Origin of the sequence: Methylobacterium ajmalii (assembly GCF_036448855.1) — a bacterium.
Taxonomy (GTDB): Bacteria; Pseudomonadota; Alphaproteobacteria; order Rhizobiales; family Beijerinckiaceae; genus Methylobacterium; species Methylobacterium ajmalii.
Window position 1 is genome coordinate 13,613 of the sequence record NZ_JAZFXT010000016.1, and the last position, 23,137, is coordinate 36,749.

A 23,137-nucleotide genomic window follows, 5' to 3' on the forward strand; every position below is an offset into this window, starting at 1 on the left:
CAGGGTCATACTCTGGGGGAACCGTCCCTTAGGGCCATGATCCGGCCGGCTCAAGCGGCGCCGGAGCGCTAAACCGTGTCGGTCCGCGATTTTAAACCGGGGACGACCATCCCCATCATCCCCGCTGTGCCGGTCTGGAGCGTGGCCGTCGGCCTCTGTTAGTCTGCCCGACCACGATGCCGCGGACCCGACAGCCCCCCGATCTCATGACGATGGACAGCGATACCGGCCGCCTCATACGCAGCGAGGCCTACGAGCCCGCCGACGAGGCGCCCCCGGCCCCCGCCCGCGGCCGGCGCCCTGCCGCGCCCGACGACGAGACCAAGGTCTCGCCGATGATGGCGCAGTACATCGAGATCAAGGCGGCGAACCCCGATTCCCTGCTGTTCTACCGCATGGGGGACTTCTACGAGCTGTTCTTCGAGGATGCCGAGATCGCCTCGCGGGCGCTCGGCATCGTGCTCACCCGCCGCGGCAAGCACGGCGGCGCCGACATCCCGATGTGCGGCGTGCCGGTCGAGCGCTCCGACGACTACCTCCAGCGGCTGATCGGGCTCGGCCACCGGGTCGCGGTCTGCGAGCAGACCGAGGACCCGGCCGAGGCCAAGAAGCGCGGCTCGAAATCGGTGGTGCGGCGCGAGGTCGTGCGCCTCGTCACTCCCGGCACCATCACGGAAGACCGCCTGCTCGATCCCGGCCGGGCCAACGTGCTCCTGGCGCTTGCCCGCCGGCGCGCCTCGGATGCTGCCTGGACCTACGGGCTCGCCGCCGTCGACATCTCGACCGGGCGCTTCTCGCTCGGCGAGGTCGAGGGGCCCGGCCTCGCCGCGGAGATCGCCCGGCTCGACCCGCGCGAGATCGTGATGGGCGAGGCGATCCACCAGGATCCCGAGATCGCCCGGCTGTGGCGCGAGACCCGGGCCGCCGTCACGCCGGTCGGGCGCGGCGACGTCGATCCGGCCTCGGCCGAGCGGGCGATCAAGGAGCAGTTCGGCGTCCAGACCCTCGACGGGTTCGGCGCCTTCAGCCGGGTCGAGATCGCGGCGGCGGGCGCCGTGCTGCACTACATCGCCCGCACCCAGCTCGGCGCGAAGGTGACGTTGAGCCCGCCGACCCGCCAGGCGGCGGGCGCCAGCCTGATGATCGACGCGGCGACGCGCCAGAACCTCGAACTCACCCGCACCCTGTCGGGCGAGCGCGCAGGCAGCCTGTTGGCCGCCATCGACCGCACGGTCGGGGGCGCCGGGGCGCGGCTTCTCGCCGAGCGGCTGGCCGGCCCCTCGACCGACCTCGCCCTGATCCGGCGCCGGCACGACGCGGTCGCGTTCCTGGTCTCCGAGGGGCCGTTGCGGGCCGAATTGCGGGCCGAGCTGGCGCGCGCGCCCGACATGGCCCGGGCGCTCACCCGCATCGGCCTCGGCCGGGCCGGGCCCCGCGACCTCGCGGCTCTGCGCGACGGGCTGATGGCCGCCCGCGGCATCGCGACGGCGCTCGCCTCGGCCGGCGCGCTGCCGGGCGAGATCGGCAAGGCCGCCCGCATCCTCGCCGGGCTCGACGAGGGGCTGGCCGACGACCTCTCCGCCGCGCTCGCCGACGACCTGCCGCTGCAGCGCCGCGACGGCGGCTTCGTGCGCGAGGGCTACCGGGCCGAACTCGACGAATCCCGCACCCTCCAGCGCGATTCGCGCCAGGTCGTCGCCGGTCTCCAGTCCCGCTACGCGACCGAGACCGGCTGCCGGACGCTCCGGATCAAGCACAACAACCTGCTCGGCTACTTCATCGAGGTGCCGCAGGCCTTCGGCGAGACCCTGCTGAAGGACCCCTGGCGCGCCACCTTCGTCCATCGCCAGACGATGGTGGACGCGATGCGCTTCACCAGCGTGGAACTGGGCGAACTGGAAACGAAGATCGCCAATGCCGCCGGGCGCGGGCTCGCCCTCGAGCTCGCGGTCTTCGAGAGCCTGTCGGCGTCCGTGATGGCGCAGTCCGACGCGATCGTGGCGGCGGCGAGCGCGCTCGCGGCGCTGGACGTCGCGGCCTCGCACGCGGAGCTCGCCGTCGAGCTGAACTGGACCCGGCCGGTGGTCGACGACGGCCTCGCCTTCCGGATCGAGGGCGGGCGCCACCCCGTGGTCGAGGCGGCGCTGACCAAGGCCGGCGAGGCCTTCATCGCCAATGCCTGCGACCTGTCGGGACGCGAGGCCGGTCAGATCCTCCTCGTCACCGGCCCGAACATGGGCGGCAAGTCGACCTTCCTGCGCCAGAACGCGCTCATCGCGGTGCTGGCCCAGATGGGCGCCTTCGTGCCGGCGATCTCGGCCCATCTCGGCCTCGTCGACCGGCTCTTTTCCCGCGTCGGCGCCGCCGACGACCTGGCGCGCGGCCACTCGACCTTCATGGTCGAGATGGTCGAGACCGCGGCGATCCTCAACCAGGCGACGCGCCGCTCCCTCGTCGTGCTCGACGAGATCGGGCGCGGCACCGCGACCTTCGACGGCCTCTCGATCGCCTGGGCCTGCCTGGAGCACCTGCACGGCACGAACGGCTGCCGGGCGCTGTTCGCCACCCATTTCCACGAGCTGACGGGGCTGGCCCAGCGCCTGGAGCGGCTCTCCAACGCCACCCTCAAGGTGACCGAGTGGAAGGGCGACGTGGTGTTCCTGCACGAGGTGGTGCCGGGCGCGGCCGACCGCTCCTACGGTCTCCAGGTCGCGCGCCTCGCCGGCCTGCCGGCTCCGGTCATCGCCCGCGCCAAGGCGCTGCTCGCCGAGCTGGAGAAGGGGGAGGGCGGCTCCGGACGGCGGAAGGCCCCGGCCGAGCTGCCGCTCTTCGCCGCGATGCCGGCCGCCCCGCCCCCGGCCCCGCCGCCGGTCGAGACGCCCGACCCGGTCGGGCGCCTCCTCGATGGGATCGACCCCGACGCGCTGAGCCCGCGCGAGGCGCTCGACGCGCTCTACCGGCTCAAGGCGGCGCGGGCGGAGGGGTAGGGGCGGGGCGCGGGCGGTCCTCGCGGCGCACCCCGCCGTTCCTCGAGCCGTCAGGCGGCGCGCGTCTCGCGTCGCCCGGCCCGGTGATGCGCGATCCCCTCGGCGATGACCTTCGCGTAGCGGCCGAAGGCGTTGCCCTCCGGCAGGAGGAGGCGCGGGATCGCCAGCTCGCATTCGAGCAGGCGGAGGCGGCCGTCGGCGTCCTGGAGCCCGTCGATGCGGGAAAACCAGAGCGCGCCGTAGCGCCGTTCGAGCGCGTCGTTCACCCCCGTCGCCCAGCTTTCCTCCGCGGGGCTCGGGGTCCAGCGATGGTTCCGGCCGCCCAGCCGCTCGTGCGCCCACCAGCCTCCCTGGTCGCTGACGGTCTTGCGCACGACGTGGCTCAGGCTTCCGCCGAGGAACACGAAGGACAGCTCGCCGAAATCGAGGACGGAGGACAGGAACGGCTGCACGATCAGCTCGTGCGTCCGGGCCAGCGCGGCCATCTCGGCCTGTCTCGGGAACCCGCCCTCGGCGAGGACGAAGTGGTGCTCGTCCAGCGCCGGACCGCGCCGGGACACCCGGATGGTGTTCCAGGAGCCCGACGACACGGTCGGCTTGACGACGACGTCGTCCCAGCCGGCCTCCTCCATCGTCCGGACCACGTCGAAGGCGGAGCCCCTGGCGATCCAGCGGGTGGGAACGAGGTCGATCCCGTCCTGCGCGAGCTTTCGCAGGTAGCGTCCCTTGTCGAGGGCATCGAGGACCAGCGGCAGGGGGTTGGCCAGCGGAACCGGACCGTTCGGTGCCGCCAAGAGCCGCTCGTGGACGTGCTCCACGCGCTCCTGGAAGCGCGGCTCCTTGTGGTACCACCGGCACATGCGCAGGTTCACGAGATCGATCTCGCCGAGATCGAGCGTGTCGAACGCGTCGAGATGGACCATCCGCGCCGCCACGCCCTCGGCGCGAAGGGCCTCCTCCACCGCGGGATATTCGAGGTGGGGCGCGCCGAGGCTCAGGTAGAGGGCCTTACGCATGGGAGCCCCCCGCGTTGTTCGTCAGGTCGGTGGAGAGGGGCGAGGATTTTCCGACGGTCTTCGGCGACAGCCGCATCAGGAGCTTGCGCCGGCCGGTATCGGCGGCGTCGTAGACGTAGCCGAAGGCGAAGCAGGCCAGAAGGCCGAGCGGGCGCAGCCTGATGACCTAATCGAGCTTGGTGTTGATCGGGATCGGCAGGCGGTCGAACCACGTCGCCGTCCCGGCGGGACGCTGCGCGGCCGGCTCGACGAGGTCGCGGGCGCTGATGTCGAGCACCTGTCCGTGCCGGGCGAAGGGCAGCCGCCAGATCCGCGGCAGCGGCGCCGTGACCGACAGGACGCTCTTGAGCGGGGGAGGGACGATGCCGTGGCGCTGGCGCCAGCGCGCCCGTTCGGCGATCCTGCCCTGCAGGAAGCGCTGGAGACGCTGCACCCGTTCGGGCGACAGGCCGAGCCAGTAGGGCGAGCGCGAGTAGAACAGGCGGCGTTCCACGTCGCGCCGGAGCCGTTCGAGCGCCGGGGTCTCCCGGTCCGAATGGCCTTCGGTGCGCACCAGCCAATGCGTCAGCTTGGCCCGCGTGCTGCCCATGCACCAGAAGATCGCCATGTCGAGGATGTGGGACAGAAGGAAGAAGCGCGAATCCTCGATCGCGGGCGTGTACTTCTCGCGCACCATGTTGCGCATCATCGCCCAGTCCTGCCGCGTCGCCTCGTTGATGCGGTCGATGTAGGCGTCGTCGATCTCGCCGGTCTTGACCTGCCGCTCCATCACGTTGGCGATGTGCCAGCTCGAGACCAGCGCCAGCGCGATGCCCTGGCTGTAATAGGCGTCGATGATGCTGCCGGCATCCCCGGCCATGGCGTAGCGTTTGGCGCTGACGAACCGGTCGGTCCAGTGCTGGACCTGGCGATAGGCCTGGAACTCGAGCAGCGTCTCCTCGCCGATGATCCCGTCGAGCACCGGATGGCGGCGGATCAGGGCCCAGAACTGCTCGCGCAGCGTTCCCTCGACGGGCGTGCGGCGCAGGTCGAAGGTCACGCCGACGCTGATCCGGTTCTGCGAGAGACGGATGACCCAGATCCAGTAGCCGACGCCCCACAGGTGGACGGTGTAGAGGTCGCGCGGCGTCCGCTGGCCCGAGGCGAGCAGCGCGGTCCAGCGCTCGTCGAACTTGGCGTCGTCGACGTGGGAGAACTGGCCCCAGGCCGCGGAGGTCTGGAACCCGTCGTCCATCTCCTGCCGTTCCGCCCGGTGGTCGAGCTTGCTGGCCAGCAGGCGGTTGCGCCCCGAGCAATCCATCACCCAGCCGGCTTCCAGGGGCGACGGGTACTTGTCGCCGGCGAGCGTCAGGCGATGCGGGGCGTCGGTCTCGGAGAGATCGATCGCCTCGACGCGGACGTCGTCGAGGAACCGGATGCCGGGGTGTCGGCGGACGGCGTCGCGCATCGCGGCCTCGGCGTCCGGCCGCGCGATCTGCATGTCGAGGAACATGCAGCGGAACCACTTCTTGTCGGGGGCGTGGTCGAAGAGATAGTGCGGCGGATGCGGGTCGGCGTTGACCGCCCACTCGGTCGTTCCGGAGAATTCCGTCTTGTGCTCCGCGCCGGCGGTGAACCAGACGCCGAGCTTGATGAACGATTCCTCGGAGATGAAGCGGTCCAGCTCGCCGACGGTCCGCAGGAAGGCGCTCGTGAACACCAGGAAGGATTCGCCGACCTTGTAGCTGTCCTTTCGGCTCTCGACGTTGTCGACGAGCGTCACCGTCAGGCCGCGCTTGGCGAATTGCAGCGCGTTGGTCAATCCGACGATGCCGGCGCCGACGACGACGACATCGCTGTAGGTCTCGCACCTGGAGTTTTTCTCGTGCCCGGAGGCTGGCGTCGCTTGAGCGGAACGAAAGTTTACTGAGGTAGGCATCGGCTACACTCCGTCGACAATGTCGTTCAGGGCGCCGCCCGCCAGGCGGCGTTCGGGGCGGGCGGCGGTGCGCGTACGCGCCGTCGCCCGCCGGCTCTGCGACCCCTGGCGCATCGGCCGGGACACGGCCCGGCCTTCGTCGGGGCGGGGTGCGCCGACGTCCTCGCGCCGCCAAGTTGCGGGTCGTCGAGAGATGGTAAAGGCCAGCATTTGAAGTTTTTATGACGATGTCAACGTCGAATATGCGCTTTTTACTACCCGAGGTTGATCTATTTACCTAAGGGAAACAAAATTAAACATATGTAATTGCGGGAGGCGCCGGTCCTCGTCGAGGGCCGTGCCCGGCGCGCGCCTCGCGGCGGAGGGGGCCGGACGCCCATTGTCCGATCGCGAGAAATCCCGTCGGCGGCCGGCGGACATTCCGCTTGACGGTGGACGGGGTGAGCGACAGTGTCGCGGGACATGAGCCCGGACCGGACCCTTCGCGATCGACGCCGACGTCGCCCCTCTCACGCGGCGGCTCCGTGCGCTGCGCGTCGATCGGCGTTCCTCCGCGTGGCGGCGGCCTGACCCCTCGGGCCTCGACCGACCCCACCACGCGTCGCAGCCGCCCGGCCCGCATGCCCGGACGACCCCCGCAGCCCCCGGCTCCGGGGGTTTTCTTTTGCCCGCAACCCGGAAGGACATTCCCATGAGCATTCGCGTCGGCATCGTCGGCATCAGCGGTTTCGGCGGCGGCGAGGCGATGCGCCTGATCGCCGGCCACCCGTCCTTCGAGCTCGTCTACGCCGCCGGCGAGGGCAGCGCCGGCAGCCGCCTCGTCGAGCGCTTCCCCGGCGCGCCGGCCAAGTTCGCCGATCTCGTCATCGAGAAGTGGGACCCCGCGGCCCTGCCGCCGCTCGACGTGCTGTTCGCCTCGCTGCCGACCGGCACCTCGGCCGAGGCGCTGGCGCGCGTGCCCCGGAACGTGAAGATCGTCGATATCGGCGGCGACCACCGCTACGCCGAGGGCTGGGCCTACGGCCTGGCCGACGTCTGGCCGGACCGGATCGCCGGCCGGACCCGCATCGCCAATCCCGGCTGCTTTCCCGCGGCGACGCTGATCGCCCTGGCGCCGCTGCTGGCCGGGAAACTGATCGCGCCCGGCCACATCATCGTCGACGCCAAGACCGGCATCTCCGGGGCCGGCCGGGGCGGCGGCGACAGCCGGTTCGGCTACGCCGAGAGCAACGAGAACCTGGTGCCCTACGGCCTGCTCCAGCACACCCACATGCCCGAGATCGCCGAGACGATCGAGCGGCTGGGCGGGGGCAGCGCCGCCGGGCTGGTGTTCACGCCGCACCTGGTGCCGATGACCCGCGGCATCCTCGTCACCCTGTACGCCCGCGGCCGGGCGACCACGCAGGAGTGCCTGGAGGCGGCCCGGAGCTTCTATGCCGGGCGGGCCTTCGTCCGCGTGACCGACAGGCCGCCGCAGACCAAGTGGGCGACCGGCTCGAACCTCGCCTTCGTCAGCTACGCGGCCGATCCCGCGCGCGATCTGGTGATCGCGATGGGCGTGGTCGACAACCTCGGCAAGGGAGCGGCCGGCCAGGCGGTGCAGAACGCCAACCTGATCTGCGGCCTGCCGGAGACCGCGGGGCTCGACGGCGCGCCCGTCTGGCCCTGACGGAGCGCCGTTTCGCGCCGCGCCCGCGGTGCGCCGCCGGTCGATCAGGCCGGCATGTCGGGATCGGACGCCGCGTCCCCGCGGATCGCGGGCGACAGCACCACCCCGTCCGGCGGCTCCGTCGACGCGCCGCCGTGACGGCGCCACGCCACGTAGGCCAGGGCCGCCCGGATCACCCGCTCGGAATAGGGCTTGGCGATGATCCCGGCGGCGCCGGCGAAGTCCGGCGGCACCCGCTTGGCGTTGGCGGTGGTGAACAGCACCGTCGTGCCGGGCCGGGCGCTCAGGTCCTGCGCCACCCCGATCCCAGTCGGACCGTCGGCGAGGTGGACGTCGACGAGGGCGACGTCGGGCGAGAGATCGCGGGCGAGCGCGACCGCCTCCTGCGATCGGGTCGCCACGCCGACCGCGACGTGTCCCGCCTCCTCGATCAGGCATTCGAGCTCGAGGGCGATGAACGCCTCGTCCTCGACGATGAGAACCCGCAACGCCGGTCCGCTCACCGCCCGGGTCCCGAGTCGGGTCCCAAGGGCAGCACGACGTGGGCCCGGGTGCCCGGGCCCAGGTCCTCGACGACGAGGCTCCCGCGCAGCTGGCGCACCAGCATGCCGACGAGATCGCGCCCGAACGCCTCCGGGTTGGCGGGCGCGTCGGAGAGGCCGATCCCGTCGTCCCAGACTTCGAGCACCAAGTGCTCGCCTTCGCGCCGCGCCGTGAGGGCGACCCGGCCGTGGCGGCCGTCCGGGAAGGCGTGCCGGACGGCGTTCGTCGCGAGCTCGTGCATCAGCAGCGCCAACGGCGCGGCCATCGAAGCCGGCACCGCCACCGCCTCGACGTCGACCGTCAGCGCGATCCGCTCGGGGTCGATCCCGGCCTCGAGCTCGATGGCGAAATCGGCCGCGAAGTCGCGCAGCTCGAAGCGCGAGACGTCGTCGAGGGTGTAGAGCAGGCGGTGGACGGTGGCGAGCGCACCGATGCGGTCGGCCATGCTGCGCAGCACCTCGCGGCAGGCCGCGTCCTGGGCGCGCCGCGCCTTGAGCAGCACCAGGGAGGAGATGACCTGGAGATTGTTCTTCACCCGGTGGTCGACCTCGTGCAGCAGCGCGGTCTGCTGGTCGAGCGCGGCCTGGAGCGCCCGGTTGCGCGCCTCGATGTCCCGGGCGAGGACCTCCTTCTCCCGCATCAGCGCCAGCTCGGCCTGCCGGGTGCCGGTGACGTCGGAGAGGAGCGCGAAGTAGGTGGACAGCGTCCCGCGCTCGTCCCGGACCGGCGTCAGCGTCATGGCGTTCCAGAACGGGCGCCCGTCCTTGCGGTAGTTCAGGATGTCGACCTGCACCGGCTCGCCCTGGGCCACCGCCTGCCGCACCCGGGCGACGGCGGCCGGGTCGGTGTCGGGCCCCTGGAGGAAGCGGCAGTTGCGGCCCATCACCTCGTGCTCCTCGTAGCCGGTGACGCGGCAGAAGGCGGGGTTGGCGAACACGATCGGGTTGTCGGCCCGGCCCGGGTCGGTCATGACCATCGGCGTCTCGCTCGCCCGGAAGGCGTCCGCGAAGCGGGCCCCGTGAGCGGCGTCGCCCGCCTGCGCGGCGCTCGCCTCGGCCTGCCTGGGAGCGTCCAACCCGATCATCCGCACTCGCCCACCGCCGGCTGGCACCACCCGGAGGAGCCCGGACGGAGAGGGGAATCACCCCCAATCTATCCCAGCGAACCCGCGACCCGGGGTGCGGTTCCCATTCGCAGCGTAAGCTTCGGTGGACGCAATGTTAATCCTTTCTCCATCATGATCCCGCCCACATCCTGGCGTCGAGTGCGCGGCGGCGGCCGGGCGCGGCGCCGCCCGGCGGAAATGCGCGGCGCAATTCTGTCGTGTTCATTGTTTTTGCATCGTCTCGCCGCCGGCTCCGGCGGGGGAGGTGCGGTGCCCGGAAGGACGACGCGCGCGATGACGGCAGCCGGGAAGACGACATCCGGGACGGGACGGCCGGCCGCCGGCTGGGTCGCCCGCACCCGCGCCACCCTGCGGGACGTGGCGGCCGACCGGCGCATGGCCATGATGCTGGTGCTCGGCTTCGGCGCCGGCCTGCCGATCCTGCTCGTCTTCGCCACCCTGTCGGCCTGGCTGCGCAGCGCCGGCATCGAGCGCTCGAGCATCGGCCTGCTCAGCTACGTGTCGCTCGCCTACACGCTGAAGTTCCTCTGGGCCCCGGTGATCGACCGGCTCGACCTGCCGGTGCTGTCGCGCCTGCTCGGCCGGCGCCGGGCCTGGATGCTGCTGTCGCAGATCGCGGTCGCGGCCGGCCTGATCGCGATGAGCCGGGGCGATCCGGCGACCTCGCTCGGCTACACGGTGGCCTGCGCCCTCGTGATCGCCTTCGCGTCGGCGACCCAGGACATCGTGGTCGACGGCTGGCGCATCGATTCCGCGCCCACCGAGCGCCAGGGCATGATGCTGGCCTCCTACCAGCTCGGCTACAGCCTCGCCCGCATCTGCGCCGGCGCCGGCGCGCTGTTCGTCGCCGACGCCTTCGGCTGGGCGCCCGCCTACGGCGCCATGGCGCTCCTGATGCTGGTCGCGCTCGGCGGCACGCTCGCCGCCCCGAAGGTGCAGGCGCGCGACCCCGGACCCCGGCGCGGCTGGCGCCACGCGCTGCGCGAGGCGGTGGTCGAGCCCTTCGCCGACCTCGTCGCCCGCAAGGGGACGGGGCTGGTGCTGATTCTGGCGCTGATCACCGTCTACCGCCTGCCCGACATCGTGTCGGGCATCATGGCGAACCCGCTCTACATCGACATGCAGTTCACCCTGTCGGAGATCGCCACGGTCTCGAAGGTCTACGGCGTCTGGATCGGCATCGCCGGGGCCTTCGCGGGCGGCATCGCGGTGAGCCGGCTCGGCCTCTACCCGGCGCTCCTGATCGGCGGCATCGCGGCCTCGGCCTCCAACCTGATGTTTGCCTGGCTGGCGCTGGCCGGCCACGACCTGCCGCTGCTGGTGGCCAGCATCAGCATCGACAACTTCGCCGGCGCCTTCGCGGGCACGGCGCTCATCGCCTACATGTCGAGCCTGACCTCGCCGGCCTTCGCGGCGACGCAGTACGCGCTGCTCTCCTCGCTCTACGCGCTGCCGGGCAAGTTCGTCGGCGGCCTGTCGGGCTTCGCCGTCGAGTCGCTCGGCTACCCGGTCTTCTTCGTGATGACCGCGGCGGTCGGCATCCCGGTGACGCTGCTCTGCCTCTGCCTGCGGCTCCTGCCGGGCGAGACCGAGCCGGCCCCGGGGGCGGAACCGGCGCAGGACCTGCCGGCCCGGGCCTGAGGCGGCCCTCGCGCGGCGCCGCTCGCCGGCGCCTCTCGCCGCCGCCTCTGCCGCCCCTTGCGGAACCCTCCCCAGGCGCCCCAGCTTTATCGGCACGTTCGATGCGACGGCCCGCCCGTCGCACCGCCTGTCGCCCGAGAGGGAGCGCCCGTGTCCGAGATCGTCGCCGTCGAGCCCGTCCCGTCCCCCGTCCCGGTCGGGGCGCCCGAGCCCCTCACCGCGGAGGATCGCGCCGCCCTGCGCCGGGCGGTCGCGGCGTTGGAGCGGCCGAGCCTCGCCGGCCGGCTGTCGGCCATGGCCGGCGCCCCGCTCGACCTCATCGGCCGCGCCCTGCCGGCTCCGGTGATGGACGCGGTCGGTCATGCCACCGAGACGGCGATGCGCGGCGCCCTGCGGGCGGCTCTGGCGACCCTGCCGACGAAATCCGCCGCGACCGCGGCGGACCCCGACGCCGCGGCGCTGGCACCCCTCGGGCCCGACATCCAGCCGTCCTGGTCGCCGTCCTGGCGCGACCGGGCAATCGACCTCATCGGCCGCTTCCCGCCCGGCGACCGCGGCCACAAGGCGCTGGCGGCCTTGTCGGGCGCCGTCGGGGGTGCCTTCGGGCTCACCACGCTCGCCGTCGAGCTGCCGCTCTCCACCACCCTGATGCTGCGCTCGATCGCCGAGATCGCCCAGCGGGAGGGCGAGGACCTCGGCGATCCCGAGGCGGCGCTCGCCTGCATGCAGGTCTTCGCCCTCGGCGGCCGCGGCCCGGCCCAGGCCGATGCGCCGGCCGGGAACGCCGCCGAGAGCGGCTACTTCGCGGTGCGCGGGGCGCTCGCCAAGGCGATATCGGAGGCCGCCCGCTACGCCGCCGGCCGCGGCCTCCTCGACGAGAGCGCGCCGGCGCTGATGCGGTTCGCCGGCCAGGTCGGCGCCCGGTTCGGCGGCGTGGTCTCGCAGAAGCTCGCCGCCCAGGCGGTGCCGGTGCTCGGCGCGCTCGGCGGCGCGGCCGTCAACACCGCCTTCATGGACCATTTCCAGTCGATCGCCCGCGGCCACTTCACCGTGCGGCGGCTGGAGCGCCGCTACGGCAAGGGCCCGGTGCGGGAGGCCTACGAGGCGGAGCGGGCCGCCCTCGGCGCGGCGTAGCGGCGCTTCAGGAGGGCGTAGACGAGGCGCGCGGTCTGCACCTCGCCGCCCTCCGGCCGGCCGGGCTTGGCACTCGGGTTCCAGCCGTAGAGGTCGAGGTGGACATGCGCCTTCGCCGCGGGCGCGAAGCGGCGCAGGAACAGGGCCGCCGTGACCGCCCCGGCGAACGGCCCGCCCGAGACGTTGTTGAGGTCGGCGACCTTGGAATCGAGCAGGCCGGCATAGGGCGCCCAGAGCGGCATCCGCCAGACCGGATCGTTGACGGAAAGGCCGGTGGCGCAAAGGTCCGCCGCCAGGGCGTCGTCCTCGGTGAACAGGGCCGGCAGGTCGGGGCCGAGCGCCACCCGGGCGGCGCCCGTCAGGGTGGCGAAGTCGAAGACCAGTTCCGGCGCCTCCTCGTCGGCGAGCGCGAGGGCGTCGGCCAGGATCAGCCGGCCTTCCGCGTCGGTGTTGCCGATCTCGACGGTGAGGCCGCGCCGGCTCTTGAGCACGTCGCCGGGCCGGAAGGCATCGCCCGCGACCGCGTTCTCGACCGTCGGGACCAGAACCCGCAGCCGGACGGGCAGGCCCGCCCCCATCACCATCTCGGCGGCGGCGAGCGCCACCGCGGCGCCGGCCATGTCCTTCTTCATCAGCAGCATCGCGGCCGAGGGCTTGATGTCGAGGCCGCCGGTATCGAACACCACGCCCTTGCCGACGAGGGTGACGCGCGGCGCCGACGGGTCGCCCCAGGCGATGTCGATCAGCCGCGGCGCCCGCGGCGAGGCCCGGCCCACCGCCGCGATGAGCGGAAAGCCCGCCTCCAGCGCCTCGCCCGCCACCACCGTGCAGGCGGCGCCGAACCGTTCGGCCAGGGCCCGCGCGGCCGCCTCGACCTCCGCCGGGCCGAGGTCGTTCGCCGGGGTGTTGACGAGGTCGCGGCCCGCCGCCACCGCGTCCGCGATGCGGTCGATCTCGGCGGCGTCGACGCCCGCAGGTGCGGCGAGCCGCGCCTGCGGCGCCGCCCGCTCGCGGTAGCGGCCGAAACGGTAGCCCGACAGCCGCCAGGCGAGCGCCGCCAGCGCCGGATCGCCGGGATAGCCGTCGAGCCGGTAGGTCCCCTCGGGGAGGGCATCGGGCAGGCGCCCGGCCGCGAAGGCGTCGCCCTTGTCCCCGCCCTCGACCCCGAACAGCACGCTCTCGATCGCGCCCTCCGGCCCCGGCAGCAGGGCGATGCGGCCGGGCTTGGCCTCGAACCCGCTCGCCCGCGCGAAGGCGGCGGCGAGCGGCGGAAGCGCCGCCAGGGCAGCCGGCCAGCCGGCGGCGTCGACGCAGCGGATCGGGATGGCGGTCTCGGTCGCGGGCAGGAGCGTGGTCACGCGGGGGCATCCCTTCCTTCAACGCGGACGGCGGAGGGCCGGAGGGGGAGCCAAGACGGGACGGTTGTCAATCCTCGGGCAATGCACCTCGGGCAGGCGCTTCGAGCAGGCGCCCCGGGGTAGGCGCCGGAGCGCGTGGCCCCGGTCGCCTCGCCGCAGGCCGGGAACCCCGGCGGGCCGCCAGCGTCACCCAGGACCCCAACCGCCCGACGAGGAGATCGACATGACCGAGGACAGGAAGCCCATCAACCCGCTGGAGCGGCGCGAGACCATCGGCATCGAGGACGGCAGCCGCCACGACGGCGAGGCCGTGACGGCGAGCCGGCACGGGACCGGGACCGATCGTGGCGGCGCCGAGACCCGGCCGCCGGCCCCGAAGGCGACACCCTCGGACACGCCCCGGCGTTAACGGTCGATTAGGGTTAACGACCTATCACCACGGTCACGAGGGCCGTGGGAGCGGGTTGCCACATCCCAGGCCCGTTCCTGGAGTGGCCGATGCCCGCGACCGTCGAGACCCGTCCCGTCCGCTCGAACGCCCTGCGGAGCCTCGCCGTCGTCGCGGCGGTGGCGCTGATGGCCTCGGGGTGCCTGTCGCGCAAGCCGCTGACCACCGGCTCGATCGACGCCGCCGCGCCCGCCGATACTGCGCGCCGCGACGTCGGGCGGCTCGCCGCCCGCTACGAGCGCGACCCGGGCGACGTCGGCACCGCCATGGCCTACGCCCACGCGCTGCGCGCCACCGACCAGGGCTCGCAGGCCGCGGCGGTGCTGCAGCAGACCGCCCTGCGCAACCCGAAGAATCCGGCGGTGCTCTCCGCCTACGGCAAGAGCCTGGCCGAGGTCGGCCGCCTCGCCGAGGCGGCAGAAGTGCTGCGCAACGCCCACTCGCCGGCCAATCCGGACTGGCGCGTGCTCTCGGCGCAGGGCGCGGTGGCCGACCAGATGGGCGACCACCTGCAGGCCCAGCGCTACTACGAGGCGGCGCTGAAGATCGTCCCGGGCGAGCCGGCCGTGATGTCGAATCTCGGCCTGTCCTACGCGCTCGCCAAGCGGCTGCCCGAGGCCGAGGCGACCCTGCGCCAGGCCAGCGCCGACCCCCGCGCCGACGCCCGGGTGCGCCAGAACCTCGCCCTGGTGCTCGGGCTGCAGGGCCGCTTCGGCGAGGCTGAGCAGATCCTCACCCGCGACCTCGGGCCCGCGGAAGCGGCGCAGAACGTCGCGGCGCTTCGCGCCTCCGTCACCCAGCCCAATGCCTGGAAGGCGATCCGCTCGGCCGAGAAGGCCGAGGCCCCGGCCCCGCGGCCGCGCGTCGCCGCCTCGGCGATGTGAGGGCCCGTCCGGGACACCGTTCGACCCCGAGTCGCCTCTCTCATCCCGATCTCGACCTCCTCCCGAGGTGTCGGGCGATCGCCTGACCTCGAAGGAGGATTCCGGCAGGCGCGACGTCGTCGGAGCCCTCCTTCGAGGTCATGGTCGGGCAAGCCCGTCAGGCCGGGATCGCGGACGATCCCGGATCTCCAGGCGGTCGCGCCGCGCGCAGGTCAGGACGGCTGCGGGGCCACCCACACCGCGTCGCGCACGGTGATCGCCCGCGGGATCAGGCCGAGGCGATGGAAGCGGTCGGCGGTGGCCTGCTGGCCGTCGAGGATCCGGTCGGTCAGCGGCCGCACCGCGAACTGGGTCCGGTCGGCGGCGGCCTTCTGGATCGGCAGCGGGATGCCGGTGACCTCGGCGAGCGCCTGCGCCACCTGATCGCGATGCGCCTCGGCCCAGGCCGCGCCCTGCTCCAGCGCCCGCAGGGCCGCGCTCACCACCGCCGGATGGGCCTGCGCGAAGGTCTTGTTGGCGAGGAAGTAGCCGGACACGTCGAGGGTCTGCCCGGAGGTGGTGAGCACCCGGGTCTTGTCGCGCGCCTGCGCGACGGCGAAGTACGGATCCCAGATCGCCCAGGCGTCGACGCTGTCGCCGGTGAAGGCCGAGCCCGCATCGGCCGGCGAGAGGTAGACCGGCGTGATGTCCGTGAAGCTCAATCCCGCCTTCTCGAGGGCGGCGACCAGCAGGTTGTGCGAGGAGGTGCCGCGCCCGACCGCCACCTTGCGGCCCTTGAGATCGGCGACCGTGCGGATCGGCGATGCGTCCTTCACCAGGATCGCCTCGCCCTCACCGGAGGGTGCCGCCGCCGCGGTATAGACCAGGTTGCCGCCGGCGGCCTGGGAGAAGATCGGCGGCGCGTCGCCGGTATAGCCGAAATCGATGCTGCCGGCGTTGAGCGCCTCGAGGAGCGGCGGGCCGGCCTGGAACTCGAACCAGCGCACCTTGACGCCGCGATCGGCGAGCTGCGTCTCGATCAGCTGCTGCTGGCGCGTGACGACGATCAGCCCGATCTTCTGGTAGCCGATCCGGAATTCCTTGAGCGCGGTCTGCGCGGCGCGGGCCGGACCCGCCGCGAGGGCGCCGGCCGTCATCAGCCCCGCGAGGACGGAGCGGCGTGTCGGATGCATCGAACAAACTCCCGCAGAGATCATCCGAGGCGTACAGCAGTCGTTGCCGGCTCGTCGGATGATGTCGAAAGCTCTCATCCCCCGGTTCTGTCGTCAATGAACGGGAAATCCAAACTCGGCGGCGAGACGGGACAGGATTTCTCTCACGGCAGGCATTGCGGAAATTTCGTTTCCCGGCACCCGCGAGGGTGCCCGGTTCGGCGGATCGTCGCGGACCGGCTCGCTCTCCCGCGAGAGCGGCCGGGTGAAAACACTCTGAAAAATCGAGCGCGGGATCTTCTCTCCCGCACGGGGGGAGGGGAGGCGCGCCACATCCCGTCCTGGACGACCCTGCCTCTCGCGAGGCGGGATCGCGCCCGCCGTGACGGGTTGCGTCGTCCGGTCCGTCCCCAGGGGGCGTTCCCGCGTTGCCGCCCGGGCCGCCCGCCGCCATGATCCGCCCGGCCAAGGCGCCCGGCTCACCGGGGCGCCGCCGGAGGAACGCCTCGTGTCCCGCGTGCTCTACGAACTCGCCGCCGCCGACCCGGACCGGCGCTTCAGCCCGTTCTGCTGGCGCATCCGCCTCGCCCTGGAGCACAAGGGCCTCGCCTTCGAGGGCCGGCCGTGGCGCTTCACCGAGACCGAGGCGCTGGCCTTCTCGGGCTCGGACAAGGTGCCGGTGCTGATCGAGGACGGGCGTCCGATCGCCGAATCCTCGGTCATCGCCGCCCACCTCGATGCGGCCTACCCGGATCGTCCCTCGCTGTTCGGCGGCGCGGCGGGGCAGGCGCTGACCCGCTTCCACGTCGCCTGGACCGACCAGGTGCTGCACCTCGCCCTGGTGCCGCTCCTCCTCCTGCCCATCCACCGCCACCTCGACGACGACGACCGGGCCTATTTCCGCAGGAGCCGCGAGGCCCGCTTCGGCAAGCCGCTCGAGGCGGTCTGTCCCGATCCCGAGGCCCAGCTCGCCGTCCTGCGAAAGACCCTCGCGCCGGTCCGCGCCGTGCTGCGCGCCCAGCTCTTCCTCGGCGGCGACGCCCCGCTCTACGCCGACCACGCGGTGATGGGGGCCTTCCTGTGGGCCCGCGGCGTCGGCGGGCCCGATCTGCTCGAGCCAGACGATCCGGTGGAGGCGTGGCGCCGCCGGATGATCGAGCGCCTGGGCGAGGGGTCGCGGGCGCTCGCCTCGGGCTGACGCCCGCCCGCGAGGGCTCACCGAAAGGCCTTCCGCCAACTCCCTGTGGACCCCGCGGCCCGGCGCGGATCGGGGCGGTCCCGGCCGTGTTACGAGTCGTGGCCGTTGCAGGGAGCCGAGATGACGATCAGCGTCGAGATGGGGGTGGCGAGCGGCGGCCGGCCGGCCGCCCTCGACCTGGAGGAATTGCTGGCGACGCGCCTGCTCGTCCAGGGCAACTCCGGCTCGGGCAAGTCGCACCTGCTGCGCCGGCTGCTCGAGCAGAGCGCGCCGCACGTCCAGCAGGTGGTGATCGATCCCGAGGGCGACTTCGTCACCCTGGCGGACGCCCACGGCCACGTCGTCGTCGAGGGGGACCACGGCGAGGCCGACCTCCAGCGCATCGCCGCGCGGGTGCGGGCGCACCGGGTCTCGGTGGTGCTGACGCTCGAGAACCTCGACGTCGAGGCGCAGATGCGCGCCGCCGCCGCCTTCCTGGGCGGGTTGTTCGAGGCCGAGCGCGACCACTGGTACCCGGTGCTCGTGGTGGTGGACGAGGCGCAGCTCTTCGCGCCTGCCGCCGCCGGCGAAGTCTCGGACGAGGCCCGCAAGGCCTCGCTCGGGGCGATGACCAACCTGATGTGCCGCGGCCGCAAGCGCGGGCTCGCCGGCATCATCGCGACCCAGCGCCTCGCAAAGCTCGCCAAGAACGTGGCGGCGGAAGCGTCGAACTTCCTGATGGGCCGCACCTTCCTCGACATCGACATGGCGCGGGCCGCCGACCTTCTGGGCCTGGAGCGGCGCCAGGCCGAGAGCTTTCGCGACCTGGAGCGCGGCCACTTCATCGCGCTGGGGCCCGCCCTCTCGAAGCGCCCGCTGCCGATCGCCATCGGGCCGGTCGCGACCTCGGCCCGCTCGTCGAGCCCCAAGCTCGTGCCGCTGCCGAGCCCGGCCGCCGGCGATTCCCTGCGCGACCTGATCCTGACGCCTTCCGAGGACGAGGTGACGTGGATGCCCGCGCCGCGCCCGGCCCCCGCGCCGCGGGCGACGCCGACCGACCTCCTTCAGCAGCTCGCCCAGTACCGGCCGCCCGAGCCCGTCGAGGCGCCGCCGAGCATGAGCGAAGCCGAGCGGGACGCCGCGCTCGCCGAGATCCTGCGCGAGATCGCCGCCGACCCGGACGGGTCCCATCACCCGATCGCGGTGCTCTACCAGGACTTCCTCGTCCGCTGCCGCATGCGCCGGCTGCCGGGCGAGCCCCTCGATCTCGGCCGCTTCCGCCGCCGCCTCGCCATCGCGCGGGCCGGGGTCGACGGCGAGGCCGCCGAGGGCGACGAGGCGGAGGCCGTGATGGCAGCCTGCGCCGGCCTGCCCGAGGAGGTCCAGGGCCTCTTCCTTCTGCTCGCCCGCGCCGCCCGGGCCGGCGCCCCGTGCCCGTCCGACGACGCGCTGGCCCGCGCCATCGGCTCGCGCTCGCCCGGCCGGGCGCGGCGGCTGCTCGCCTATGTCGAGAGCCGCGGCGCCGCGGTGTGCCGCACCGATTTCCGCGGCAACCGCGTCGTCGCGCTGCCGGCGCTGGGCTGCGAGACCGCCCCGGGCGACCCGAAGGGATCGGCGCAGGAGCCCGCCGGCCTGTTCGCGGCGGAATAAAATCTTTCCGGCACCCGCGAACCGGGCGCCGAACCGTGTCCGTTCGTGTCGCGTGCACCGGGCATTAAGCCTCATCGGAGAAGGTGGGCCAGCGGCAGCGTACGCCCTTGCGGTCGAACGACCCTCGGGCGACACAACTACCGCTCACTTGAACGATCGTGGCGGACGCCTTGAAGTTGCAGAGCCAGCTTGAACCGGAACCGGGTGCCCGGCCGATCCAGATCCGGGTCGGCGGCCGCTACCTCCTGCCGGGCGGGGCGGAGCATGCCTGCGAGACCCGCAGCCTGTCCCTCGCGGCCATCGAGGTGCTGGCGCCGGAAAGCGGCCTCCTGGGCGATCCGGTCACGCTCTACCTCGACGACGTCGGCCCGGTGGCCGGTGCCATCCGGGCGATCAACCCGGACGGCTTCACCCTCGCGGTCGATGTCGGGCCGGAGCGACGGGCCCGCTTCGCCGCCCGCCTGGACTGGCTCGCCGGCCTGACGAGCGGACGGAGCGACCAGCGCAGCGACCCGCGCATCGTGCCGACCGTCCGCACCGTCGAGGTGCGCGGCGCCGACGGCCGGGTCCAGCCCGGGACGATCATCGATCTGTCGATGACCGGCGCGGCGATCTCGGTCCCCGACCGGCCGGCCGTGGGCGAGGCGGTCACCATCGGCAAGCGCCGCGCCACCGTGGTGCGCCACCTCGAGAACGGGTTCGCCGTCACCTTCCGGCTGCCGTTCCGGCCCGAGACCTTCGGCCTGCACGTCATGCTGTGAACCGAAGCGTGCCGCGAAAGCCGCACGCTTCCGGCGCACGGGACCAGAATCCGCCCCTCACGCAACGGCCCCGCGCGGCCGGGAGACCGGGATGCCGGGCACGAACCGGGGCGGCAAGGCCCCGCGCGATCGCATCGAGCGGATCGACCGCGGGTCCGGCCGGGACCCGGTCGACATCCGCATCGTCGTCTCGACGGCTCGGGGCGGGCGGGGGCGCGCCCGCTTGCCCTGGCCGGTCAGGCTCGCGCTGACGCTCGCGGTTCCCGCCCTGGTGCTGGTCGTCGCCTTCGTGCTGCCGCACTACCTCGACTGCCGCGGCCGGGCCGGGGCCGGCTTCGTCGTCCAGGGCGTGGGCGACGCGGCCTGTCTCCGCCGGAGCGTCTCCGGCCAGATCGACGAGACCCACAAGCGCTTCGAGGACATCGCCCGCGCGGTCGGCGCACGCTGACCGGCCGGCCTTCGATCGCAAGACGGGAAGTCTGTCAGGTACCGGCGCGGGCGACAAGGCGGATCCCGGCACGGGGCCTTGCGCCGCGCCGCCTGTCTGTTTTGGGAGCGCTGCCTTAAGTTCGGGACGATCCCCTCCGGTACGAGGACGAGGCCCGATGTTCCCAGACGTGAAGCTCCACATCGCTGGCGAGTGGCGCGCCGGCAGCGGCGGCCAGACGCTGCCGATCCTCAACCCGGCGACCGGCGAGACCCTGAGCCAGCTCGCCGTCGCGACCCGGGACGACCTCGACCAGGCCCTCGCGGCGGCCGAGCGCGGCTTTCAGGCCTGGCGCAAGGTCTCGGCCTTCGAGCGCAGCAAGGTGCTGCGCAAGGCCGCCAACCTGATGCGCGAACGCGCCGACGAGATCGCCCGGATCATGACCCTCGAGCAGGGCAAGCCGGTGGCGGAGGCCAAGATGGAGGTGCTCGGCGGCGCCGACACCATGGACTGGTTCGCGGAAGAGGGCCGGCGCGCCTACGGCCGGGTGATCCCGCCCCGCGCCGAGGGCGTGATGCAGCTCGTGATCCGCGAGCCGGTCGGCCCCGTCGCCGCCTTCACGCCGTGGAACTTCCCGATCAACCAGGCGGTGCGCAAGGTCTCGGCGGCGCTCTGCACCGGCTGCTCGGTGATCCTCAAGGGCCCCGAGGACACGCCGGCGAGCTGCACCGCGCTGATCCAGGCCCTGCTCGACGCCGGCGTGCCGGGCGACGTGCTCGGCCTCGTCTTCGGCGATCCGGCGACGATCTCGTCCTACCTCATCCCGCACCCGGTGATCCGCAAGATCACCTTCACGGGCTCGACCGCGATCGGCAAGGAACTCGCCGCGCTCGCCGGCCAGCACATGAAGCGCGCCACGATGGAGCTCGGCGGCCACGCCCCGGCGATCGTCTTCCGCGACGCCGACGTGCAGAAGGCCGTGCAGGTGCTCGGCGCCAACAAGTTCCGCAATGCCGGCCAGGTCTGCGTCGCGCCGACCCGCTTCCTCGTCCACGATTCGGTGTTCGACGCCTTCGTCGACGGCTTCGTCGGCCTGTCCCAGGGCCTCAAGGTCGGCAACGGCCTGGAGGACGGCGTCAAGATGGGCCCGCTCGCCCATGGCCGCCGCATCGAGGCGATGGAGGCCTTCGTGGCCGATGCCGAGCAGAAGGGCGCCACCTTGCGCACCGGCGGCAAGCGCATCGGCAACCAGGGCAACTTCTTCGAGCCCACGGTCTTCACCGACGTGCCGCTCGACGCCCGGATCATGAACGAGGAGCCGTTCGGGCCGATCGCCGCGATCCAGCGCTTCTCGGACGACGAGGAGGCCTTCACGGAGGCCAACCGTCTTCCCTATGGTCTCGCCGCCTACGCCTATACCCGCTCGGCCGAGACCGCGACCAAGCTCGCCACCCGGGTCGAGAGCGGCATGATGTCGATCAACCACCACGGCATCGCCCTGCCGGAAACGCCCTTCGGCGGCGTCAAGGATTCGGGCTACGGCAGCGAGGGCGGCTCGGAGGCGATCGAGGCCTACCTCAACACCAAGTTCGTCACGCAGGCCGGCTTCTGACCGACGGGGAGGGGCCGGCCCGGCCGGCCTCTCCCGCGATGGTGCCCGTAGTGATTCCCGCCGGACGAAATGAAAAGTCGCGATCCGGGGTGGCGGGCGAACTCGGTTTCGAGAGCCAGCCCGGCACACGCAACGGATTAACAGAAGATCTTGCCTCCGGCACACGACCTCGGGATGAGGTCGAGAGGAGGACAAGATCTTCCGATCGAGTCGAACAGGCCCTTACAGACTGGTCGAGTGCTGTCCCGCCCCGGTGGCGAGCCGTGCGTCGAACACGGCGCTGGCCGAGCGCAGCAGGCCGCGCATCGCCTCCGGCACCGCGATGCGGTGGCCCGACCGTGCGACGACGCCGAGGCGGGCCATGGCGTCGAGCCGCGCCAGTTCCGGCGCGAAGGCAGCTTCCGCGCTGACGCCGTGCCGGCCGCAGACCTCGTCGAGGTCGACGGCGAGATCGCACATCAGGCGCTCGATCACGTCGCGGCGCAGGCGGTCCTCCGGGGTCAGCGCGAGGCCGCGGGCGGTCGGCAGCTCCCCGCGGGCGACGGCCTCGGCGTAGGCCGCGATGTCGGCGATCGACTGGGCGTAGCCGCCGGGCAGGCTGGAGATCGCCGAGGCGCCGAAGCCGAGGAGCGTGCGGGTCCCGTCGGTGGTGTAGCCCTGGAAGTTCCGGCGCAGGGCCCCGGTCGCCGCGGCGCGGGCAAGGGAGTCGTCGGGCGCGGCGAAGTGGTCGAGGCCGATCCGCACGTAGCCGGCGCGCACGAGGCGCGCGGCCGCCGCCTCGAACTGGGCGTGACGCTCGTGCGGGCCGGGCAGGGCGGTCTCCGGCAGGGCGCGCTGGTGCGGCTTCATCCAGGGCACGTGCCCGTAGCCGAACACCGCGACCCGGTCGGGCCCGAGCGCCAGTACGTGGTCCACCGTCGCCACGACGTTGGCGACGCTCTGGTGCGGCAGCCCGATCATCAGGTCGACGTTCACCGCCTCGATGCCGGAGAAGCGCAGCCAGTCGACGGCCCGGGCGGTCTCCGCCACCGATTGCTCGCGGCGGATCGCCCGCTGGACCTGCGGGTCGAGGCTCTGCACCCCGAGGCTCGCCCGGGTGACGCCGATCGCCGCCAGGGTCTCGACGTCGGCCGGGGTCAGCGTGCGCGGGTCGATCTCGACCGCGATCTCGATGTCGGGCGCGACCGTGAAGACCTCGCGCAGGCGCGCCATCAGCCGGCGCAAGTCCGAGCCGCGCAGCATCGTCGGGGTGCCCCCGCCCCAGTGCAGGTGGCGCAGGACCGGCCGGCCGGCGACGCGCTCCGCGACGAGATCGATCTCCCGGACGAGCGCGGCGACGTAGGCCTCCACCGGCGCGTAGCGGCGCACGACCCTGGTGTGGCAGCCGCAATAGAGGCAGAGCTCGGCGCAGAACGGGACGTGGAGATAGGCCGAGACCGCCTCGCCCGCCTCCACCTCCCCGAGCCATCGGCCGGTCGCGGCGGGGCCGACCGCGGCGGTGAAGTGCGGCGCGGTCGGGTAGCTCGTGTAGCGCGGCACGCGCTCGCCGCCGAGGCGGTCGATCAGGTCGGGCGTGATCGTGGCAGGCGAGACCATGGCGGGGATCGCTCCGGAAACGGGTCGGGCGAAGGCTCG

18 protein-coding genes are annotated in these 23,137 nt (G+C 72.9%); 11 read left to right on the forward strand and 7 right to left on the reverse strand.

The window, feature by feature from the left end; translation table 11 throughout:
• Nucleotides 1-206 precede the first annotated feature (206 nt).
• Nucleotides 207-2,987 (forward strand): DNA mismatch repair protein MutS, encoded by a 2,781-nt coding sequence (gene mutS, locus V3T34_RS06415; RefSeq protein WP_305078051.1) that lies wholly within the window; start codon nt 207-209, stop codon nt 2,985-2,987.
• 50 nt (nt 2,988-3,037) lie between these two features.
• Here the strand turns inward: mutS and V3T34_RS06420 are convergent, their stop codons facing one another.
• Entirely contained in the window at nt 3,038-4,003 is a 966-nt protein-coding gene (locus V3T34_RS06420; protein ID WP_305078052.1) for an ATP-grasp domain-containing protein, read from the reverse strand.
• Between the two features lie 166 nt (nt 4,004-4,169).
• Nucleotides 4,170-5,921, reverse strand: a complete 1,752-nt coding sequence (locus tag V3T34_RS06425; protein WP_305078053.1) for an NAD(P)/FAD-dependent oxidoreductase — start codon at nt 5,919-5,921, stop codon at nt 4,170-4,172.
• A 691-nt stretch (nt 5,922-6,612) separates the two neighbouring features.
• On the opposite strand from V3T34_RS06425, the gene argC reads away from it, so the two are divergent.
• Nucleotides 6,613-7,590, forward strand: a complete 978-nt coding sequence (gene argC / locus V3T34_RS06430) for an N-acetyl-gamma-glutamyl-phosphate reductase (protein ID WP_305078054.1) — start codon at nt 6,613-6,615, stop codon at nt 7,588-7,590.
• Between the two features lie 44 nt (nt 7,591-7,634).
• Here the strand turns inward: argC and V3T34_RS06435 are convergent, their stop codons facing one another.
• Both V3T34_RS06435 and V3T34_RS06440 read right to left on the reverse strand, forming a co-directional pair.
• Nucleotides 7,635-8,078 (reverse strand): response regulator, encoded by a 444-nt coding sequence (locus V3T34_RS06435; protein WP_305078055.1) that lies wholly within the window; start codon nt 8,076-8,078, stop codon nt 7,635-7,637.
• A gap of 11 nt (nt 8,079-8,089) precedes the next feature.
• Nucleotides 8,090-9,208: a PAS domain-containing protein gene (locus V3T34_RS06440; RefSeq protein WP_305078056.1), complete on the reverse strand. Its 1,119-nt coding sequence runs from the start codon at nt 9,206-9,208 to the stop codon at nt 8,090-8,092.
• A 324-nt stretch (nt 9,209-9,532) separates the two neighbouring features.
• On the opposite strand from V3T34_RS06440, the gene V3T34_RS06445 reads away from it, so the two are divergent.
• Together V3T34_RS06445 and V3T34_RS06450 are read left to right on the forward strand one after the other, a co-directional pair.
• The gene (locus tag V3T34_RS06445; protein ID WP_305078057.1) at nt 9,533-10,900 is read left to right on the forward strand and encodes an AmpG family muropeptide MFS transporter; all 1,368 of its coding nucleotides are present in this window, start codon (nt 9,533-9,535) and stop codon (nt 10,898-10,900) included.
• A gap of 150 nt (nt 10,901-11,050) precedes the next feature.
• Complete coding sequence (locus V3T34_RS06450) at nt 11,051-12,034, forward strand: EcsC family protein (protein WP_305078058.1); 984 nt, start codon at nt 11,051-11,053, stop codon at nt 12,032-12,034.
• Here V3T34_RS06450 and V3T34_RS06455 read toward each other — a convergent pair.
• Entirely contained in the window at nt 11,998-13,392 is a 1,395-nt protein-coding gene (locus tag V3T34_RS06455; RefSeq protein ID WP_091889245.1) for a leucyl aminopeptidase family protein, read from the reverse strand. The genes V3T34_RS06450 and V3T34_RS06455 overlap by 37 nt on opposite strands.
• A gap of 223 nt (nt 13,393-13,615) precedes the next feature.
• On the opposite strand from V3T34_RS06455, the gene V3T34_RS06460 reads away from it, so the two are divergent.
• The gene (locus V3T34_RS06460) at nt 13,616-13,801 is read left to right on the forward strand and encodes a hypothetical protein (protein ID WP_060849845.1); all 186 of its coding nucleotides are present in this window, start codon (nt 13,616-13,618) and stop codon (nt 13,799-13,801) included.
• Nucleotides 13,802-13,890: 89 nt separating this feature from the next.
• Nucleotides 13,891-14,724 carry a tetratricopeptide repeat protein gene (locus V3T34_RS06465; protein WP_331369130.1) on the forward strand — a complete coding sequence of 278 codons (834 nt, stop codon included), beginning with the start codon at nt 13,891-13,893 and terminating at the stop codon, nt 14,722-14,724.
• Nucleotides 14,725-14,936: 212 nt separating this feature from the next.
• On the opposite strand, the gene V3T34_RS06470 is transcribed toward V3T34_RS06465, so the two are convergent.
• Complete coding sequence (locus V3T34_RS06470) at nt 14,937-15,896, reverse strand: sulfonate ABC transporter substrate-binding protein (protein ID WP_060849847.1); 960 nt, start codon at nt 15,894-15,896, stop codon at nt 14,937-14,939.
• 487 nt (nt 15,897-16,383) lie between these two features.
• On the opposite strand from V3T34_RS06470, the gene V3T34_RS06475 reads away from it, so the two are divergent.
• The 5 genes from V3T34_RS06475 to V3T34_RS06495 all read left to right on the forward strand — a co-directional run bounded on the left by V3T34_RS06475 (nt 16,384) and on the right by V3T34_RS06495 (nt 21,502).
• Nucleotides 16,384-17,073 (forward strand): glutathione S-transferase N-terminal domain-containing protein, encoded by a 690-nt coding sequence (locus V3T34_RS06475; RefSeq protein ID WP_305078060.1) that lies wholly within the window; start codon nt 16,384-16,386, stop codon nt 17,071-17,073.
• Between the two features lie 120 nt (nt 17,074-17,193).
• Entirely contained in the window at nt 17,194-18,702 is a 1,509-nt protein-coding gene (locus V3T34_RS06480) for an ATP-binding protein (RefSeq protein ID WP_305078061.1), read from the forward strand.
• Between the two features lie 176 nt (nt 18,703-18,878).
• A complete protein-coding gene (locus V3T34_RS06485) occupies nt 18,879-19,463 on the forward strand; it encodes a PilZ domain-containing protein (RefSeq protein WP_236012827.1) in 585 nt (194 codons plus the stop codon).
• 91 nt (nt 19,464-19,554) lie between these two features.
• The gene (locus V3T34_RS06490; RefSeq protein ID WP_305078062.1) at nt 19,555-19,911 is read left to right on the forward strand and encodes a hypothetical protein; all 357 of its coding nucleotides are present in this window, start codon (nt 19,555-19,557) and stop codon (nt 19,909-19,911) included.
• Between the two features lie 157 nt (nt 19,912-20,068).
• A complete protein-coding gene (locus tag V3T34_RS06495; protein WP_060849851.1) occupies nt 20,069-21,502 on the forward strand; it encodes an NAD-dependent succinate-semialdehyde dehydrogenase in 1,434 nt (477 codons plus the stop codon).
• 222 nt (nt 21,503-21,724) lie between these two features.
• Here the strand turns inward: V3T34_RS06495 and hemN are convergent, their stop codons facing one another.
• The gene (gene hemN, locus V3T34_RS06500) at nt 21,725-23,098 is read right to left on the reverse strand and encodes an oxygen-independent coproporphyrinogen III oxidase (RefSeq protein ID WP_305078063.1); all 1,374 of its coding nucleotides are present in this window, start codon (nt 23,096-23,098) and stop codon (nt 21,725-21,727) included.
• Nucleotides 23,099-23,137: the final 39 nt, after the last annotated feature.

Bases quoted from the DNA above. Each gene is read 5' to 3' on its own strand.
- V3T34_RS06465 (WP_331369130.1), top strand. From the start codon at position 13,891: ATGCCCGCGACCGTCGAGACCCGTCCCGTCCGCTCGAACGCCCTGCGG.
- hemN (WP_305078063.1), bottom strand. From the start codon at position 23,098: ATGGTCTCGCCTGCCACGATCACGCCCGACCTGATCGACCGCCTCGGC.
- V3T34_RS06480 (WP_305078061.1), top strand. From the start codon at position 17,194: ATGACGATCAGCGTCGAGATGGGGGTGGCGAGCGGCGGCCGGCCGGCC.
- V3T34_RS06470 (WP_060849847.1), bottom strand. From the start codon at position 15,896: ATGCATCCGACACGCCGCTCCGTCCTCGCGGGGCTGATGACGGCCGGC.
- V3T34_RS06425 (WP_305078053.1), bottom strand. From the start codon at position 5,921: ATGCCTACCTCAGTAAACTTTCGTTCCGCTCAAGCGACGCCAGCCTCC.
- V3T34_RS06495 (WP_060849851.1), top strand. From the start codon at position 20,069: ATGTTCCCAGACGTGAAGCTCCACATCGCTGGCGAGTGGCGCGCCGGC.
- mutS (WP_305078051.1), top strand. From the start codon at position 207: ATGACGATGGACAGCGATACCGGCCGCCTCATACGCAGCGAGGCCTAC.
- V3T34_RS06460 (WP_060849845.1), top strand. From the start codon at position 13,616: ATGACCGAGGACAGGAAGCCCATCAACCCGCTGGAGCGGCGCGAGACC.
- argC (WP_305078054.1), top strand. From the start codon at position 6,613: ATGAGCATTCGCGTCGGCATCGTCGGCATCAGCGGTTTCGGCGGCGGC.
- V3T34_RS06420 (WP_305078052.1), bottom strand. From the start codon at position 4,003: ATGCGTAAGGCCCTCTACCTGAGCCTCGGCGCGCCCCACCTCGAATAT.
- V3T34_RS06490 (WP_305078062.1), top strand. From the start codon at position 19,555: ATGCCGGGCACGAACCGGGGCGGCAAGGCCCCGCGCGATCGCATCGAG.
- V3T34_RS06445 (WP_305078057.1), top strand. From the start codon at position 9,533: ATGACGGCAGCCGGGAAGACGACATCCGGGACGGGACGGCCGGCCGCC.